This window comes from Alkaliphilus oremlandii OhILAs, from assembly GCF_000018325.1.
Taxonomy (GTDB): domain Bacteria; phylum Bacillota; class Clostridia; order Peptostreptococcales; family Natronincolaceae; genus Alkaliphilus_B; species Alkaliphilus_B oremlandii.
The window spans coordinates 1,106,023-1,122,447 of the sequence record NC_009922.1; the positions used below are offsets into that span (position 1 = coordinate 1,106,023).

21 protein-coding genes, 1 riboswitch and 1 other annotated feature (1 of these 23 only partly in view) are annotated in these 16,425 nt (G+C 37.7%); of the genes, 20 read left to right on the plus strand and 1 reads right to left on the minus strand.

Annotated elements, in window-relative coordinates; all coding sequences use genetic code 11:
* Positions 1 to 166, plus strand: a binding site (T-box leader); it begins 85 nt to the left of the window's first position.
* A 53-nt stretch (positions 167 to 219) separates the two neighbouring features.
* From metG to CLOS_RS05200, 7 genes are all read left to right on the plus strand, one after another.
* A complete protein-coding gene (metG, locus tag CLOS_RS05170) occupies positions 220 to 1,842 on the plus strand; it encodes a methionine--tRNA ligase (protein WP_012158862.1) in 1,623 nt (540 codons plus the stop codon).
* A gap of 251 nt (positions 1,843 to 2,093) precedes the next feature.
* Positions 2,094 to 2,462 (plus strand): hypothetical protein, encoded by a 369-nt coding sequence (locus tag CLOS_RS05175; protein WP_012158863.1) that lies wholly within the window; start codon positions 2,094 to 2,096, stop codon positions 2,460 to 2,462.
* 36 nt (positions 2,463 to 2,498) lie between these two features.
* Positions 2,499 to 3,065 (plus strand): methyltransferase domain-containing protein, encoded by a 567-nt coding sequence (locus CLOS_RS05180; RefSeq protein WP_012158864.1) that lies wholly within the window; start codon positions 2,499 to 2,501, stop codon positions 3,063 to 3,065.
* 77 nt (positions 3,066 to 3,142) lie between these two features.
* On the plus strand, positions 3,143 to 3,967 hold the full coding sequence (locus tag CLOS_RS05185; RefSeq protein ID WP_012158865.1) for a M55 family metallopeptidase: 825 nt from the start codon (positions 3,143 to 3,145) through the stop codon (positions 3,965 to 3,967).
* 39 nt (positions 3,968 to 4,006) lie between these two features.
* Positions 4,007 to 4,315 carry a sodium ion-translocating decarboxylase subunit beta gene (locus CLOS_RS05190; RefSeq protein ID WP_012158866.1) on the plus strand — a complete coding sequence of 103 codons (309 nt, stop codon included), beginning with the start codon at positions 4,007 to 4,009 and terminating at the stop codon, positions 4,313 to 4,315.
* Positions 4,308 to 5,420, plus strand: a complete 1,113-nt coding sequence (locus CLOS_RS05195) for a DUF3810 domain-containing protein (RefSeq protein ID WP_198006328.1) — start codon at positions 4,308 to 4,310, stop codon at positions 5,418 to 5,420. The genes CLOS_RS05190 and CLOS_RS05195 overlap by 8 nt, the downstream gene beginning before the upstream one ends.
* Positions 5,421 to 5,508: 88 nt before the next feature.
* Positions 5,509 to 6,294 (plus strand): carbon-nitrogen family hydrolase, encoded by a 786-nt coding sequence (locus CLOS_RS05200; protein ID WP_012158868.1) that lies wholly within the window; start codon positions 5,509 to 5,511, stop codon positions 6,292 to 6,294.
* Between the two features lie 60 nt (positions 6,295 to 6,354).
* Here CLOS_RS05200 and CLOS_RS05205 read toward each other — a convergent pair whose 3' ends face one another.
* Positions 6,355 to 6,558 (minus strand): TOBE domain-containing protein, encoded by a 204-nt coding sequence (locus CLOS_RS05205; protein ID WP_012158869.1) that lies wholly within the window; start codon positions 6,556 to 6,558, stop codon positions 6,355 to 6,357.
* Between the two features lie 204 nt (positions 6,559 to 6,762).
* Positions 6,763 to 6,939: riboswitch (cobalamin riboswitch) on the plus strand.
* A gap of 256 nt (positions 6,940 to 7,195) precedes the next feature.
* Between CLOS_RS05205 and CLOS_RS05210 the strand changes: the two genes are divergently transcribed.
* The 13 genes from CLOS_RS05210 to CLOS_RS05270 are packed head-to-tail and all read left to right on the plus strand — an operon-like array spanning position 7,196 to position 16,370.
* Positions 7,196 to 7,924: an energy-coupling factor ABC transporter permease gene (locus CLOS_RS05210; protein WP_012158870.1), complete on the plus strand. Its 729-nt coding sequence runs from the start codon at positions 7,196 to 7,198 to the stop codon at positions 7,922 to 7,924.
* Positions 7,911 to 8,204: an energy-coupling factor ABC transporter substrate-binding protein gene (locus tag CLOS_RS05215; protein WP_012158871.1), complete on the plus strand. Its 294-nt coding sequence runs from the start codon at positions 7,911 to 7,913 to the stop codon at positions 8,202 to 8,204. Before CLOS_RS05210 ends, CLOS_RS05215 begins: the two co-directional genes overlap by 14 nt.
* Complete coding sequence (gene cbiQ, locus CLOS_RS05220) at positions 8,191 to 8,871, plus strand: cobalt ECF transporter T component CbiQ (RefSeq protein ID WP_012158872.1); 681 nt, start codon at positions 8,191 to 8,193, stop codon at positions 8,869 to 8,871. The genes CLOS_RS05215 and cbiQ overlap by 14 nt, the downstream gene beginning before the upstream one ends.
* Complete coding sequence (locus tag CLOS_RS05225; RefSeq protein WP_012158873.1) at positions 8,872 to 9,660, plus strand: energy-coupling factor ABC transporter ATP-binding protein; 789 nt, start codon at positions 8,872 to 8,874, stop codon at positions 9,658 to 9,660.
* Between the two features lie 13 nt (positions 9,661 to 9,673).
* Complete coding sequence (locus tag CLOS_RS05230) at positions 9,674 to 10,294, plus strand: precorrin-8X methylmutase (RefSeq protein ID WP_012158874.1); 621 nt, start codon at positions 9,674 to 9,676, stop codon at positions 10,292 to 10,294.
* Positions 10,294 to 11,367, plus strand: a complete 1,074-nt coding sequence (cbiD, locus tag CLOS_RS05235) for a cobalt-precorrin-5B (C(1))-methyltransferase CbiD (protein WP_012158875.1) — start codon at positions 10,294 to 10,296, stop codon at positions 11,365 to 11,367. The genes CLOS_RS05230 and cbiD overlap by 1 nt, the downstream gene beginning before the upstream one ends.
* Positions 11,364 to 11,957, plus strand: a complete 594-nt coding sequence (gene cbiE, locus CLOS_RS05240; RefSeq protein WP_012158876.1) for a precorrin-6y C5,15-methyltransferase (decarboxylating) subunit CbiE — start codon at positions 11,364 to 11,366, stop codon at positions 11,955 to 11,957. The genes cbiD and cbiE overlap by 4 nt, the downstream gene beginning before the upstream one ends.
* Complete coding sequence (gene cbiT / locus CLOS_RS05245) at positions 11,944 to 12,498, plus strand: precorrin-6Y C5,15-methyltransferase (decarboxylating) subunit CbiT (protein WP_012158877.1); 555 nt, start codon at positions 11,944 to 11,946, stop codon at positions 12,496 to 12,498. Before cbiE ends, cbiT begins: the two co-directional genes overlap by 14 nt.
* Entirely contained in the window at positions 12,491 to 13,246 is a 756-nt protein-coding gene (gene cobM / locus CLOS_RS05250; protein WP_012158878.1) for a precorrin-4 C(11)-methyltransferase, read from the plus strand. The genes cbiT and cobM overlap by 8 nt, the downstream gene beginning before the upstream one ends.
* Positions 13,243 to 14,265: a cobalt-precorrin 5A hydrolase gene (gene cbiG / locus CLOS_RS05255; RefSeq protein ID WP_012158879.1), complete on the plus strand. Its 1,023-nt coding sequence runs from the start codon at positions 13,243 to 13,245 to the stop codon at positions 14,263 to 14,265. The genes cobM and cbiG overlap by 4 nt, the downstream gene beginning before the upstream one ends.
* Entirely contained in the window at positions 14,258 to 14,980 is a 723-nt protein-coding gene (gene cobJ, locus CLOS_RS05260; protein WP_012158880.1) for a precorrin-3B C(17)-methyltransferase, read from the plus strand. Before cbiG ends, cobJ begins: the two co-directional genes overlap by 8 nt.
* The gene (gene cobK / locus CLOS_RS05265; protein ID WP_012158881.1) at positions 14,977 to 15,717 is read left to right on the plus strand and encodes a precorrin-6A reductase; all 741 of its coding nucleotides are present in this window, start codon (positions 14,977 to 14,979) and stop codon (positions 15,715 to 15,717) included. Before cobJ ends, cobK begins: the two co-directional genes overlap by 4 nt.
* Entirely contained in the window at positions 15,717 to 16,370 is a 654-nt protein-coding gene (locus CLOS_RS05270) for a precorrin-2 C(20)-methyltransferase (RefSeq protein ID WP_012158882.1), read from the plus strand. The genes cobK and CLOS_RS05270 overlap by 1 nt, the downstream gene beginning before the upstream one ends.
* The last annotated feature ends 55 nt before the right edge of the window (positions 16,371 to 16,425 follow it).

Sequence of the window (16,425 nt, forward strand, 5' to 3'; positions counted from 1 at the left end):
GAAAATGGCCTTGGAGCTGTGCACCGAGATTGTTTCAATTTAGGCTGCAACGGGTTCACCCGTTATAGTGATAGAGTATCATCACCTAGTGACGTACTTGAGAGGTTTACATTGTGAAATGTAAGCGAATTAGGATGGTAACGCGAAGACAACTCTCGTTCCTAAGATTTTCTTAGGAATGGGAGTTTTTTTATTTAAATAATTAAGGAGGAAAAGAAAATGAATATTTTTATTGGAGGAGCTTGGCCATATGCAAATGGATCCCTACATTTGGGTCATGTAGCTGCACTATTACCAGGAGATGTAATGGCAAGATACTTTAGAGCAAAAGGAGAGAATGTTTTATATGTTTCGGGAAGTGATTGTCATGGAACCCCGATATCGATTAGGGCTAAGAATGAGAATGTGTCGCCTCAAGAAATAGCAGAGCAATATCATAAAGAATTTAAATATTGTTTCGAAGAACTAGGGTTCTCTTATGACTATTACTCTAGAACTGATGATGCTTATCACAAGGAGGAAGTTCAAAGAATTATAAAACTATTGTATGAGAATGAATTTATTTATGAAAAAGAAGTAGAGCAGCTTTATTGCGCGGACTGTAATCAATTTTTACCGGACAGATTCGTAGAGGGCATCTGCCCAGTCTGCAAAAATATTGCTAGAGGAGATCAATGTGATGTCTGTTCTACTATTTTAGATCCATTAGATTTACACCATAGGAAATGTAAGATCTGCGGAAGTGAACCAGAAATAAAAAATGGAAATCAGCTATTCTTTAAGTTGTCCAAGTTTCAAGAGATGCTACAGAACCACTTAGAAGATTCAAAGAAGAAGTGGAGAGTAAATGCATTGAATAATACAGAACGATATTTAAAGGAAGGATTACAGGATAGAGCTATTTCTAGAGATTTAAATTGGGGAATTGAGATTCCTATTAAGGGATATGAGGAGAAGAGAGTATACGTTTGGATCGATGCAGTATTAGGGTATTATACCGTTAGCAAGAAGTGGGGAATTGAAAGAAATCGTGATTGGGAAACATTTTGGAGTAAAGAAGCAATCCATTATTTTATCCACGGAAAAGATAATATTCCATTTCATTCTCTTATTTTTCCGGCTCTTTTAAATGGTATCGGATATAAAAAAATGCCAGACAGAATTATATCCAGCGAGTATATTACGCTGGAAGGAAAGAAAATATCGACGAGTAATAACTGGGCGGTATGGGTTCCCGATATGATTGAAAGATACAATGTGGATTCCATAAGATATTTTTTACTAGCAAATGGTCCGGAAAAGAGGGATGCAGATTTTTCTTGGAGAGAATTTATCAATAGTAATAATGGAGAACTGCTGGGAGCCTATGGAAACTTAGTAAATAGAACCTTTGTGTTCGTAAAAAAATATTTTAATAATACGATACCAGTAGGAAAGTTAGAGGAAGAAATAGAAAGAGCTACAGAAAAACTTTACGATGAGGTGGGGAAAAGTATCGAAAGTGGAAATTTAAGGTTGGCTCTTGAACAAATTTTCCAGTTTATTAGAAGTATTAATAAGTATTTTGATGAGGAAACACCTTGGACTACAGTCAACACGAACATAGATGATTGTAGTAATACCATCTATAACTGTCTCTTTAGTATAATTAACATTGCAAATTTATTAAATCCATTCCTTCCATCATCTTCTGCTAAAATTAAAGAATGGATGGGCTGTAAGGAAGCATCGTGGAATAAACTTTCTTTATCTTCTGGAATACAATTAGGGGATTTTAATATTTTATTCGAGAGATTGGACAAAAAATTAGCTGAGGAAGAGCTGGCTAAATTAGGAAGGTAAAGCTTATAAACTAGAATTAATTGCATTATATTGTGAAATATTTCAAAAAAATAAAGTGAATCTGTGTTATGTGCAGGAAAAAGCTTCTAAACAACGAAAGTAATAAATAAATATGATTGAATTGAATATTCAAGTTAAAAACCAAGTGAGCTCGTTTAATTGTGGTTGAGGTGTTCGACTATATTACAACGAAACGTTGAAGTTTCAAAATTCAAGATAATTTTTTCTGTAAAATTAAAAGGGGGAATTTTATGAGAGAAAAATTAAAAGATAGGTATGAGGAGCCGATCCTCTTTATGCTACAGGTCATTGCTTCTGGTATGAAACAGGGCATTGTGATTATGACACTAACGGGCGTACTAGGAGCCATTCTCGGCTATATTAGAAATAGCGATATTCTGAAAAGTATAAATCTATTTCTGTATATCGTAGGTGCAGTTTTAATGATATTAACCTCGGCGCCAAGCAATTACTTAGATTACAATCGATATTACTCTGAGGTACAGGTAAAGGCAGCCGTTGAAAGAAGAGGGCAGGTTTACGATGGTACCTTTAAGAACTTTGTTAGAGCTGTTGTTGTATTAATAGCCGCTGTTATTTTAGGGAAGTTGCGTTCTTAAATTGATATGCCATATAAATTGTAAGGAGGAACCCAAATGGAATATATGGGTGATGAAAAGTATTGGAATAGTAGATTTGAAGAAAGAGAGAATACCCTTGCAGGTCCAGAAGAGGATTTAGTGGAGAATATACAGTTTTTCAAAAAAGGCTCCACTCTTGATATCGCCTGTGGCGATGGAAGGAATACTTTGTTTCTTCTGCAAAATAATTTTAAGGTGACAAGTATTGATTTTAGCACCAAGGCATTGGAGCGTCTAGAAAAGTTTGTGACAGAGAAAAGCTATGAAGTGAAAACGGGGCAGGTAGATTTGAGTGCACCCAATGCATTAAAGGGTATCGGTGTATTTGATAATATTGTGGTGAACCATTATCGATTGAGCAGAGAAAATTTGGACACTATAAAAGATCATATATCCGATCAAGGGGTATTATTTGTGTCTGGCCATGGACATAAAAACAAACCAAATGAAAGGTTTAGAGCCGAGGATTTCATTCAAGATACAGATTTTGACGGGCTGAAGGATTCCTTTGAGTTAATAAAATATAAAGAGGAAGAAAATCAGAGAGGATTTTTGGTGACTTATATTTTTCAAAAGAAATAAATACGATGTATGCATATAAAGTTCAAATGATTGTTTTTATCAAGAGCTTACACCAATAAAATAGAATGGGGGATTTTATGAAAATTTATATTTCAGCAGACATTGAAGGAATTAGTGGTGTCGTAAATGGCAGCCATACTTCACCACAGGGATACGACTATAGTAGAGCGAGAAAGCTGATGACGGACGAAGTCAATGCGGCAATTCGAGGCGCGAAGATGGCAGGAGCCACTACAATTCTAGTCAATGATTCCCATGGTCCAATGACGAATCTATTGATTGAAGACTTAGACGAAGATGCAGTATTGATCACTGGCAATCGAAAGCTTTTAGGAATGATGGAAGGCATCGATACCACATACGATGCAGCCTTTTTTATAGGGTACCATGGTAGACATAATACCGCTGGTGTACTGGCCCACAGTTATTATGGTATTGTCATATCTGAGATTAAAGTAAATGGCAACGTTGTAGGGGAGTTTGAATTCAACGCTCTAGTGGCTGGATATCATGATGTACCTGTGGTATTTGTATCGGGAGATGATATTTTATCGAATCAGGTAAAGGATTTTAACCCGGAAATAGAGACCCTTATTGTCAAGAAAGCGATTAGCCGATATACAGCAGAATGTATTCAACCAAAGAAAGTACATCGATTGTTAGAAGAAAAGGTGCAGGGGACATTGAACAATAAATTGAAGTCCATTTCCATCTCAAAAGCAGAGGGGGAGGTAACCCTAGAGGTTGCTTTTTTAAATAGTGGGATGGCAGAGGCAACTTTATTCATACCAGGAGTAACGTTAGTAGAACCGAATCGAGTAAGATATGTGGCCAAAGATGTAATTGAAGCCTATAAGATGAGAATGGCACTGACGACTTTAGCTGCAAGTACCCTATCATAGGAAAAAAGCGAAATGATCATAAAATTAGGGGGAGTATGAATGGGAAGAAGATTACGGCTGAATTTAATCAAGATGGGCACTACACTGTCTGTCGTTATAGCTTGCATCAGTGTAACGATTCATTATATTATTCCGAAATATGTATACAAATTAAATATGAACTTCAGCCCTTGGAGGAAACCACAATCCATAGCAATTATTGGTGGTGCTGATGGCCCTACAGCAATTTTTTTAACGAGCTCGTATAGCACATACGTTATCCCTCTAGTTTTTGCAACTCTTTCTATGGCTGGATTCCTATACTTAAAGGATAAAAAAATAAATGAGAAGGAAAAAGAAGATGAATAATTTCTTAATGGATACAGGGTATCATCGTAAAAATAAGCTTAGAATACCTTGGCAGTTTGCAATTGCATTTCTATGTTTTTTATTGAGTCGATTTATGGTACATCATGGAGAAGTCTTGGAAAAATACTATTCAAGCACTTTGAACAAATGGACCATACAGCTTGTGAGCAAAATTACAGGGATATTTCCGTTCTCATTGGCAGAGATTCTATACGTGGGACATCTCATAGCAATTCCAGTAGTAGCTGCAGTCTTTATATATAAGCTACTGAAGGGCGGCGCTTTTCAATTTTTATATAAGGTTGCAACCTATCTCTGTATTTTATACATCGTTTTTATGGGGATGTGGGGATTGAACTATAGCAGAATGTCCGTTGGTACGATGTTAAATTTAAAGGTTACCACGTATTCAGAGGAAGAATTATATGAATTGACAGAAGCTTTAGTAGAAAAAGCAAATGAATTGAGAGAAAATATAATTGAAAACCCAGAAGGCGTTGTGACACTAAAAGGTGGATATCGAGATGTTCTCACTAGGGCGGATGAGGGATACAAGATTCTCGGGAAATCCATAGGGGTTTTTTCTGGAAATTACGGAAAAGCAAAACCCATCCTTCTTTCTAAACCAATGCTTTATACGGGAATTACAGGGATGTATTTTCCATTTACATCGGAAGCCAACGTCAATATAGCGACCCACGACCTTTTATTACCTGCTACAGTTCTTCATGAAATTGCACATCAAAGAGGTTTTGCCAGTGAAGATGAAGCTAATTATATTGCATATTTATCAGCATCGGCACATCCAGATTGGGATTTCAAATATTCGGGAACCATGTTGGCCCTAATCCACTCCATGAAGGCACTTTCAAAGCAGAATGCTCAGCTAGCATCGGAATTAACGCGAAACTATTCGGAAGGGCTCAAAAGAGATATTCATAACTATAATGAATTTTGGAAGAACTATGAAGGGAATGTTAATAAAACGGCGGATAAAGTAAATGATCTATACCTTAAAGTAAATGGAAAAGTAGAAGGCACCAAAAGCTATGGAAAAATGGTGGACTTACTCTTAGCCCATTTTATAAAATATGGAGAAATATAAAGGGATATAATTTCCTAGGAGAAATAATTCTAAAATATATTTTTATGCATAGATTGTATGGTACAAGTTAGGGAGGGAGCGATAAAAATTGAAAATCAGTTTAATCCAGATGAAGATGACCTTTGAAGATATGGAACACAATTTTAAAAAAGCAGAAGAACTGATTCGCCTTGCTGCAAAAGAAAATCCAGATACAATCGCCCTGCCAGAAACTTGGAGTACAGGTTTTTTCCCCAAGGAAAATATAAAAGAATTTTGTGATCAAAATGGGAATCGTACCAAAAGATTATTCTCTAAATTATCCAAGGAGCTTAATGTAAATATCATAGCAGGGTCCGTTATAAATGAAAAGCAGGACGGCATATACAATACATCTTATATATTCAACAAGCAGGGTGAATGTATTGCTGAATATGATAAGACCCATCTTTTTTCATATATGGGCGAGGATCAGTACTTTGAAAAGGGCTCTGGTATTACGGTATTTGAGCTGGATGGCATAAAATGTGGTATCGTCATATGCTACGATATCCGATTTGTAGAGCTCGTTAGAACATTAGCTTTACAAGAGATCAAAATTCTCTTCGTTGTAGCTCAGTGGCCGATGCTTAGAATTCACCATTGGCAGATTTTAAATGAAGCTCGTGCAATTGAAAATCAAATTTTTGTTGCATGCGTAAACTCCTGTGGCAGGGCAGGGGAGACGATATACGGGGGAAATTCAGCATTGATTGATCCTTGGGGAGAAGTGATCCTTAGGGCATCGAATCAGGAAGAAATCATTACAGGAAATTTGGATTTGAGTATCGTAGAAAAAATTAGGGACACCATCCATGTATATAAGGATAGGAGACCAGATTTATATCAGTATTAGATTTTAATAGAAGCTATAGCTTCTTGAAAAGGGCTATAGCTTCTTGTAATTCATATGTATTTATTTCATAATCATAACAGAAGAAGCTTTCACAACAGCTTTAATATTGTCACCGACTTTTAAATCAAGTGATTCAGCTGAGCCTGTAGTTATGCTACTTACCATTGTTTGTCCACCAATATCAAATATGACTTCAGTTGAAACAGGTCCTTTTTTAACTTCTAATATTTTTGCATCCAATTGATTTCTAGCAGAAATTTGCATACATTTCCCTCCAATCCGAAATAGTTATATATAATATACCCAGTGAGATGGAATTAAAAACAGGAGGAACCATAAAAGTTTTGTGAATAGAACAAATTCTAGAAAAAAGTATACGCTATATGAGGAAGAACCATTTTGATTTAAAGGTAAAGATACCAAAGGATATTGAATAAGGTTTTTATGTATGATAATATGGTTATGAAAAGTAAATAAGAAGCATTAGGTTCTAAAAGATTAATAGGGAAATCGGTTAAATTCCGATACAGCCCCCGCTACTGTAAGTGTGTACGAAACCAACGGGTCCACTGGATAATATCTGGGAAGGTGTTGGGAGTAGGTTGATCCACGAGTCAGGAGACCTGCCTAATTGCTTGTATGAAGTAAAAACCTTCGGTGGGAAGGGAGACTTTTATCTTGCATATACTATTTTATATTTGCAAAATATGATCCCTAATCTACGCGGTTAGGGATTTTTTTAATTCCTTTCTACACCTACTACAAATTATGTTAGAGGGTGATCAAAGAAACAAGAATTCAATGAGATTGAAACCCATAATAAATCTAGAGATAAAAAATGATAATTTATTATGGAAGAAGATTGCTGCTGTTCAAAAATAAGAAAGAAGGGGATTGGCAAATGAAAAATAAAAAATATCTAGGCTTTATTGTGTCATTGCTTTTAATCGTAACACCGAGTATCAGTTATGGGATGCATATTATGGAAGGCTTTTTACCGGCGAAGTGGGCTCTTGTTTGGACCGTATTATCCCTGCCATTTTTGATCTATGGTATCCTAAAAATTGATAAAATGTTTAAGAATGATACCAATGCAAAGGTTTTATTAGGGTTGGCAGGTGGATTTACATTTGTATTATCTGCCCTTAAAATTCCTTCCGTTACGGGATCCTGTTCACATCCTACAGGCGTAGGCTTGGGTGCTATATTATTTGGACCGACAGTTATGACGGTTTTAGGAACCATTGTTCTTTTGTTCCAGTCTTTGCTTCTTGCACACGGTGGACTAACAACACTAGGTGCCAACGTATTTTCGATGGCAATTGTAGGACCCTTTGTATCCTATGGGATCTATGCTGGACTTAAGAAATCTAAAATGAACAAAACCTTTGTTGTGTTTCTAGCAGCTGCTCTAGGTGATTTGGCAACTTATATCGTTACTGCAACACAATTAGGCGTTGCATTCCCAGATCCTGTTACAGGTATCGCAGGCTCTTTAACCAGCTTTTTAGGGATCTTCGCAATAACTCAAGTACCACTGGCCATTGTGGAGGGTATTTTAACAGCGATTGTATATAATCTTTTAGTGGAATATAAGAAAGATGAGGTGATCCATCTTGAAACAATCTAGTAAAAAGAACTTATTGCTTTTATTACTTGTAGCGGTGATTATTATAACCCCTCTAATTCTAATGGGAGATTCTGATTTTGAAGGGGCAGATGGACAGGCAGAAGACATGATTGGTACAATACATCCAGATTATGAGCCTTGGGCAGAGCCTCTATGGGAGCCTCCAAGTGGTGAAATAGAAAGCTTATTGTTCTCCTTACAAGTGGCCATCGGTGCAGGTGGGATTGGGTATATTTTAGGAACCTTTAAGGGAAAGCAGAAAGCCAATGCTCATCGATAAGTATGCCTATATCAATAAATTAGCAAATTTTAATCCTTACATAAAATTTACAATGGTAGCTATGGCCTTAGCCATAGCTACCATTGTCAGCAATAATTATGTCAATATTCTTATATTGATCACCATGTCTCTCCTTACTGTTGTAGTAGGAGGAATCCCACTAAATCGATATATAAAAGCACTATTGATACCCTTAGTGTTCTTAGTGGTCAGTATAGTCAGTGTCCTAATCAGTATATCTCAAAAGGATGTTTATGTTGCTCGGATTGAAGTCCTACGTTATTATATTGGATTTACAGAGGAATCCTTATTCCAGTCCATCCATATCCTTACGAGAGTATTTGCATGTTTATCAGCAACATTTTTTTTAGCATTCACCACTTCCATTAATCAATTGATTCGGATTTTTAAAAAACTACGTGTTCCCAATGTAGTAATTGAGCTTTTAATCTTAACCTATAGGTCTATATTTATATTCCTAGAGGAAATGCAGGAAATCTATAGGGCGCAGGAAATACGGTTCGGCTATTCAGGCTATAGAAATAGTTTTAGATCAACGGCTTTGCTGATGAAATCTCTATTCATTCGAGTTTTGCAGAAGTATGAGGATATGGTGATTTCTTTGGAATGCAAATTATATAATGGCGAATTCAAAATAGGTGATTAGATGATAAAAATAGAAGCGTTAAATTATCAATATGAAGATGGAACAAAAGCTTTAGTAGACGTGAACATGGACCTTGGAAAAGGTGATGTCATCGGGATCATTGGTGCCAATGGTTCTGGAAAATCAACATTATTTCTCAATATGTTAGGTATATTGAAACCGAGAGAAGGCTCTATAAAGTATCAAGGAAAAATACTCAAATACGATAGAAAATCTTTGCGAGAATATAGAAAAGAAGTTACCATGGTATTTCAGGACCCAGAGAAACAACTTTTTTATTCTAGGGTCTATGACGATGTAGCATTTACATTAAGAAATTTAAATTATGATGAAAATCATATTCAAGATAGAGTGAATACCGCCTTGCAGAAGGTAAGGGCAGAAGAGCTAAAGGATAAGCCAACCCACTTTTTAAGCTACGGTCAGAAGAAGAGGGTAGCCATCGCAGGTGTATTGGTGATGGATACTAAGGTTCTTTTATTAGATGAACCGACGGCGGGGCTGGACCCTCACATGACAAGGCAAATAAAAGGGATTATAAAGGAAGTAAGCAAGGAAAAGAAATTGGTGATCTCATCCCATGATATGGATTTTATATATGAGATTTGTGATTATATCTACGTTCTAGGAAATGGAAGAGTTCTTGGCGAAGGAGAAACAAAGGAGATATTTCTTAGAACATCATTGTTAGAAGAAGCACTGCTAGAAAAGCCATGGCTCATTAAGATACATGAAGGGCTAGGCTTGCCACTATATCGGTACGAAAGCGAATTATTTCAAGAAAATTAAAGGAGGCATTTCAATGTATATCAAAAACCCTATGGAGATTGAAGACAAAAGCATGGATATCATCGAAGAAGTAATGGGGGACACATCCTTTACGGAGGAAGAGAGTACTGTTGCCAAAAGAATGATTCATACGACTGGAGACTTTGAATACAGAAAAATTATTGTGTTTCAAAATAATTTTATAAAGGAAGCAAAAGACAGTATCAAGGCTGGAGGCACCATATTTACAGATACGAAGATGGCATCCATGGGAATCAATAAAGCGGCGCTTACAAAGGCGGATTGTGACCTGAAATGCTATATTGACGATGAAAGAGTGTATGCTCTATCCAAGGAGCTAGGTACTACAAGATCAGCGTGTGCTGTAGACTTAGCAGTAGAGGATGGTGTCGATATGTTTGTTATCGGAAATGCACCTACTGCATTGTTCAGGCTTTTAGAGCTGGTGAAGGAAGGAAAAGTGAATCCGAAATTCATCGTTGGTGTTCCTGTAGGCTTTGTCGGTGCTGCGGAGTCAAAGGAGTATTTAAGAGAATTTGATATTCCAAATATCACCACCATAGGAACAAAGGGCGGAAGTAATGTTGCTGCATCTATTGTTAATGCATTGTTATATATGGTGGTCGGTAGATAATGTTGGATCTATATGTAATTAAAGAAGGAAAAAGATTGAGATGCGGATACACTACGGGTTCCTGTGCGGCAGCGGCAGCAAAAGCAGCAGCTATAATGCTGGAAACTGGTAAGGTCCTTCAGTTTGTAGAAATTGACACACCAGCTAATATCCCATTGAAGCTAGAAGTACATAATCCTAGCATAGATCCAGAGAAGGCTTCCTGCGCCATTGTGAAAGACGCTGGAGATGATCCCGACAATACCGATGGCATAGAGATCTATGCAGAGGTTAGAAAGAGACAGGATGGCCAGGTTCATATCCATGGCGGCACTGGGATCGGTAGAATCGTGAGAAAGGGCTTATTTGGAACCGTAGGACAAGCAGCCATTAATCCAGTACCCCTTCAAATGATTGAAAAAGAAATTCGAGCAGTTTCAGATAAGGGATACGATGTGACCATCTATGCACCTCAAGGAGAGGTCATTGCTAAAAAAACCTTCAATGCCAATATTGGAATTGAAGGAGGCATCTCTATTATTGGGACGAAGGGAATTGTTTATCCAATGTCTGAAGAGGCATTGATTAAAACCATTTATATGGAAATGGACATGGTGGAACAAAAACATGGATTATCAAACATCATCTTAGTTCCTGGAAACTATGGTGAAAAAATCTCAGATACCTTAGGATTATCGGAGGCTAGAGTTAAAATATCCAATTATATTGGGGACAGTCTCTTATATGCCTATAATAAGGGATTTCAGTCCATGACCTTAATCGGCCATATCGGAAAGTTTTCGAAACTTTCCATCGGTGTTTTTAATACCCACAGTAAAGTATGTGATGGTAGAATGGAAGCCTTCATTTACTACTTAGCATTAATGGGTGCACCGCGACAGCTCATCGAGGAAGTAAATGGTGCAGTTACAGCGGAAGAAGGACTACATATTTGTATCGATGCAGGGTACGGTGAAGTTATCAAGAAAATGGAGCAGGGTGCAGAGCAGAAAATAAGGAAATATATCAAGGATGAAAATTATCCAGTGAAGGTAATCATTTATTCTATGGAAAGAGGTGTTCATATGGGGTGACAGTAGCAGGAATAGGGCCGGGAAATCCGAAATATTTAACACTGGAGGTAAAGGAGGCCATTGAAAAAGCCCAGTGCGTTCTAGCCTTCGGCAGGGTTTCAAGCTCTCTTAAAAGCATCCGAACAGATTTTATAGAGGTCAGCAGGGTGGATGAAATCGTAGGCTACGCCCATCAATATGAGGATTTACTGCTTTTAGCCTCTGGAGATCCAAATTTCTACGGTATTGTAGAATTTCTTAAGCGGAAAGAGGTTGCAATCGATGGTGTACTTCCTGGAATTTCCTCCTTTCAATATATGATGTCAAGGTTAGAAAAAAGCTGGCAGGGTGCACAATTTTTATCCCTCCATGGTAGAGAGGAATCCCTTGATACCATAGGGGACCATGGGCTAATTATCCTGCTGACGGATAAAGATAATCGTCCATCGTTGATATCTAAAAAGCTAGGGCAACTAGGAAAAAAGGGAAGAATGTACGTTGGATTTAATTTATCCTACGAAGACGAAAAAATTATAAAAGCAAATATCGGCGAGGAAATCGAAGATGTTTCAAACTTATCGGTGGTGGTAATAGAAAATGAAATGGATTAAGGATGAAGAATTTGTCCGTGGAAATATCCCCATGACCAAGTTCGATGTAAGGGTTCTGACCATGGGATACTTGGCCATTGAAGAGGGCGATGAACTTTTAGATATTGGTGCAGGTACAGGCTCTATATCAATTGAAGCTGCCCTACATGGAGCTAAGGTTTGGGCGATCGAAAGAGAAGAGGAAGGCGTAGAACTTATCCATAAGAATATGGATAAGTTCGGTGTATGTGTAGAAGCAATAAAAGGGGAAGCCCCCCTATCTCTACCGAATATTCAATTCAATAAGTGTTTTGTCGGTGGTAGTGGCGGCAAGCTGGAAGAAATATTCATCTATTTAGAGCAACATCTAAAAGAGAAGGGCATTCTCTGTGCCAACTTTATTACGATCAATAATTTAAATCAATTCATCAATCTGCTGAAAAAATATCAGTATAAAAACATAGAAGCGCAGCTGGTTCAGACATCCCATATGGATAAAATAGGACTGCTGAAGGCAAATAATCCAATATTTATAGTCAAAGGAGTGAAGGGCAATGATTAGCTTTGTAGGTGCAGGACCGGGGAATGTAGATCTGATCACAGTAAAGGGAAGACGTTTACTGGAAGAAGCAGATGTTGTCATATATGCAGGGAGCTTGGTTTCAAAGGAGCATTTAAATTTTTGCAAGGAAGGCTGTAAACTTCACAATAGTGCATCTATGACTTTAGAAGAAGTAATTGAAGTCATGAAGGCAGGAGAGGATGAAAACCTTAAAGTCGTTCGACTTCACACTGGGGATCCTAGTATTTATGGTGCCATTAAGGAACAGATGGACCTTTTAGACCAAGAAGAAATTTCCTATGAAGTTGTTCCAGGGGTCAGTTCATTCACCGCTGCATGTTCTTCCATCAAGAAAGAGTTTACTTTACCAGACGTAAGTCAAACTGTAATTTTAACCAGAATCGAAGGCCGGACACCGGTTCCAGAGAAAGAAGACTTAGAAAAATTAGCTGCCCACAAAGCATCTATGGCAATCTTCCTATCGGTTCAGGATATTGGCAGAGTCGTAGAAAAGCTGGCAAGAGGATATCAGAGAGATGATGTTCCAGTGGCTGTAGTATACAAAGCTACTTGGGAGGATGAAAAAATCATCATCGGTACCTTATGTGATATCGAGGAAAAAGTGAAAAAAGAAGGGGTCAATAAAATGGCTCAGATTTTAGTTGGAGATTTTATCGATGGCGATTACTCTAGATCAAAGCTCTATGATCCCACCTTCACCCATGAATATAGGAGAGCATCGAAATGAAAATCGCCTGCTTTTCCTTTACAGAGGAAGGACGAAAGTTGGGCAATCAAATAGTTGATTCTAGTATGGAGGCAGGAGAACCTTATTCAATCCATTCCTTTGAAAACTCTCGGGTTCAAGGTGGTATTAAAACATTGATGGAAGCCACCTGGAAGGAGTACGATGGCATTATTTTTATTTCAGCTACGGGAATTGCAGTCCGAATGATTGCACCCTATGTGAAAGATAAAAAAAGTGATCCTGCTGTTGTGGTAGTAGACGACTTGGGGAATTTCTCCATATCTCTATTATCGGGTCATTTAGGTGGAGCCAATGCATTGGCTCAATGGATTGCTGGTAAAATAAAATCCATTCCAGTCATCACAACAGCCTCGGATAATCGAGGTATAGAAGCCATCGATCTATTTGCCAAATCCAACGATTATTATATGGAGGACATGGAATCTGTAAAGAATATCACAGCGATGATGATCCATGGTAAGAAGATTGGCTTTTATTCAGAAATGGATGGGGTCATCGACTATGAAAACTTGGTGATTTTAGAAAACTTAGAAAATATCAACACAGAGATTGAAGGGGTCATAGCGGTAACCGCTTCTAAGGTGAATGGACTATCTGTACCCTATACCATTCTTCGACCGAAGAATTTGAACATCGGAATCGGTTGCAGAAAGGGGATCGAAGGAGAGCGAATCATTGCAGCCATTCAAAATACATTACAAATAAACGAACTTTCAGAGCATAGCATTAAATCATTTGGAACTGTGGAAGTAAAAAAGGATGAAGCCGGTATTTTAAGTGCGGTGGCACACTTTAATAAACCTTTACGGATTTTCACCATCGACGAAATCAGGGAAGTAGAGAATCAATTTGATCAATCTCAATTCGTAAAGGACACCATCGGTGTATATTCGGTCTCTGAACCCTGTGCCTATTTACTAGGCGGAGAAATTCGATCTAAAAAAAGTAAGCACGGAGGCATCACCATATCAATTGCAAAGGAGAACAGAAATGGCTAAATTATACGTGGTAGGCATAGGTCCAGGTGGAAGAGACCATATGACTTATAAAGCAGTGGATGTCATAAAAAATTGTGAGGTTATCGTAGGGTATACGCCTTATCTAGAATATATAGAGGATTTAATTCAAGGGAAAGAGCTGATTTCCACAGGAATGAGAGGGGAAATAGAGCGATGCAACTCTGCCATCGAAGAAGTTCGAAAAGGGAAAGATACAGCCATTGTCAGTACTGGTGATGCAGGTCTTTACGGTATGGCAGGTCCCATTATAGAATTAGCGGAAGATATCGACGTAGAGATCGTTCCTGGTGTTACGGCAGCCTTTTCAGCGGCATCGGAGCTGGGAGCACCCATCATGCATGATTATGCTTCCATCAGCCTAAGCGATCTTCTGACACCTTGGGAGGTCATAGAAAAAAGAGTAGAGAAAGCAGCAGAAGCAGATTTCATCCTATCCATCTACAATCCGAAATCGAGAGGTAGAAAAGATCATTTAGAAAAAGTGGTGAACCGAATTCTGAAATATCGATGTGGGGAAACACCAGTGGGTATCGTAAAAAATTCTGGCCGTAGTGGCAGAGAAATCACCATAACAACCCTAAATTGCATTGACTATAGCAAAGTAGATATGTTAAGTGTTCTGATTATAGGCAATAGCAACACTTATATCAAAGGCAATCATATGGTAACGCCGAGAGGTTATATAATTAAATGATTTGGATGATCGGTGGAACCAGCGAATTTAGGGAGGTTATGGACCGAATTGGCGATGTAGACCATCTTATTGGTACCATCGCTACAGATGGTGGCAAAGAGTTTGTAAACTCTAACAATATCGTTATGGGTCGAATGGGTTACAATGAGATGTCAGGTTTTATAGATCGATATAAAATTTCTACAATTATTGATTTATCTCATCCCTATGCCAAAATAGTCTCAGCCAATGCAAAAAAAATAGCAAAAGATAAAAATATAGAGTACATTCGATACATAAGAAAAAAAGCAGATTTAACATCAAAATCCATATACCTAGATAGTTATGAGGATTGCTATGAATATCTATCCCATATTTCTGGCACTGTATTTTTTACCACAGGGTCCAAAAACATAGGGGATTTTGAAAAAGTACGGGGAAATAACCGGTTTATCTACAGAGTGTTGCCTGCACTTGAAAGCATCGAAGAATGTAAGCGATATGAAGTGCAGCTTAAAGATATTGTAGCGGTTCTTGGACCATTTTCAAAAGAATATAATAAGGTGATGTTTCAGGAATATGGGATTGATTATATGGTGACAAAGGACAGTGGAAAACAAGGCGGCATGGAAGAAAAATTAGAAGCCTGTGAGGAATTGAATATCATGCCGATTATTATAGGAAGAGAAGATGAAGAGGGGATTACAGATCTCAATGAAATCGAACAAATAATTAGAACGTATGGAAGGGGTTTATGATGAAAAAAATATATGGCATAGGAACTGGGCCTGGGGATAAAGAGCTATTAACTCTAAAGGCTGTTAGAATGATCAATGAAGCCAGCGTAATATTTGCACCGAATAATAAAGGGAAAAATATTGCCTTGGACACTGTAGCGGATCATATTGCAAATAAAAAGGTGATAATGATTGATTTTCCAATGGGACGGGTGGCAGCAGAGGATTATGTAAAAGCAGCAGAGATCATCCATGAGGAAACGCCAGAGAACGGAGTGGGAGTATTTCTAACCATAGGAGATCCTATGGTATACAGTACCTTTATATACACCATGGAACAGCTGGAGAAGTTCAACGTGACAGTTGAAGTAATTCCGGGAATCCCATCCTTCGTAGCAGCAGCTGCCAGTGCAAAGCTGCCACTTACAATAAAAGGTGATAATTTCTTGCTATGTGATGATTTTCAAGAAGATTTATTAGATTCCGTAGAATCCATCTGTATTTTAAAGACCTTCAAGGATAAAGAAAGAATCATCGATTCTCTAGAGAAGAAAAATTTTGACTACCAATATGTGAAGCATTGTACTTGGGATGACGAAGAAATACTGACAGATAAAGAAACCATCCTAAGGGATAAAAACTACATTTCTCTTATTTTAGGAAGGAAAAGATAAATAAAATATTTTGAGCTTTTCAAAATGGATCGTACATTTTGGGGAGCTTTTTTTA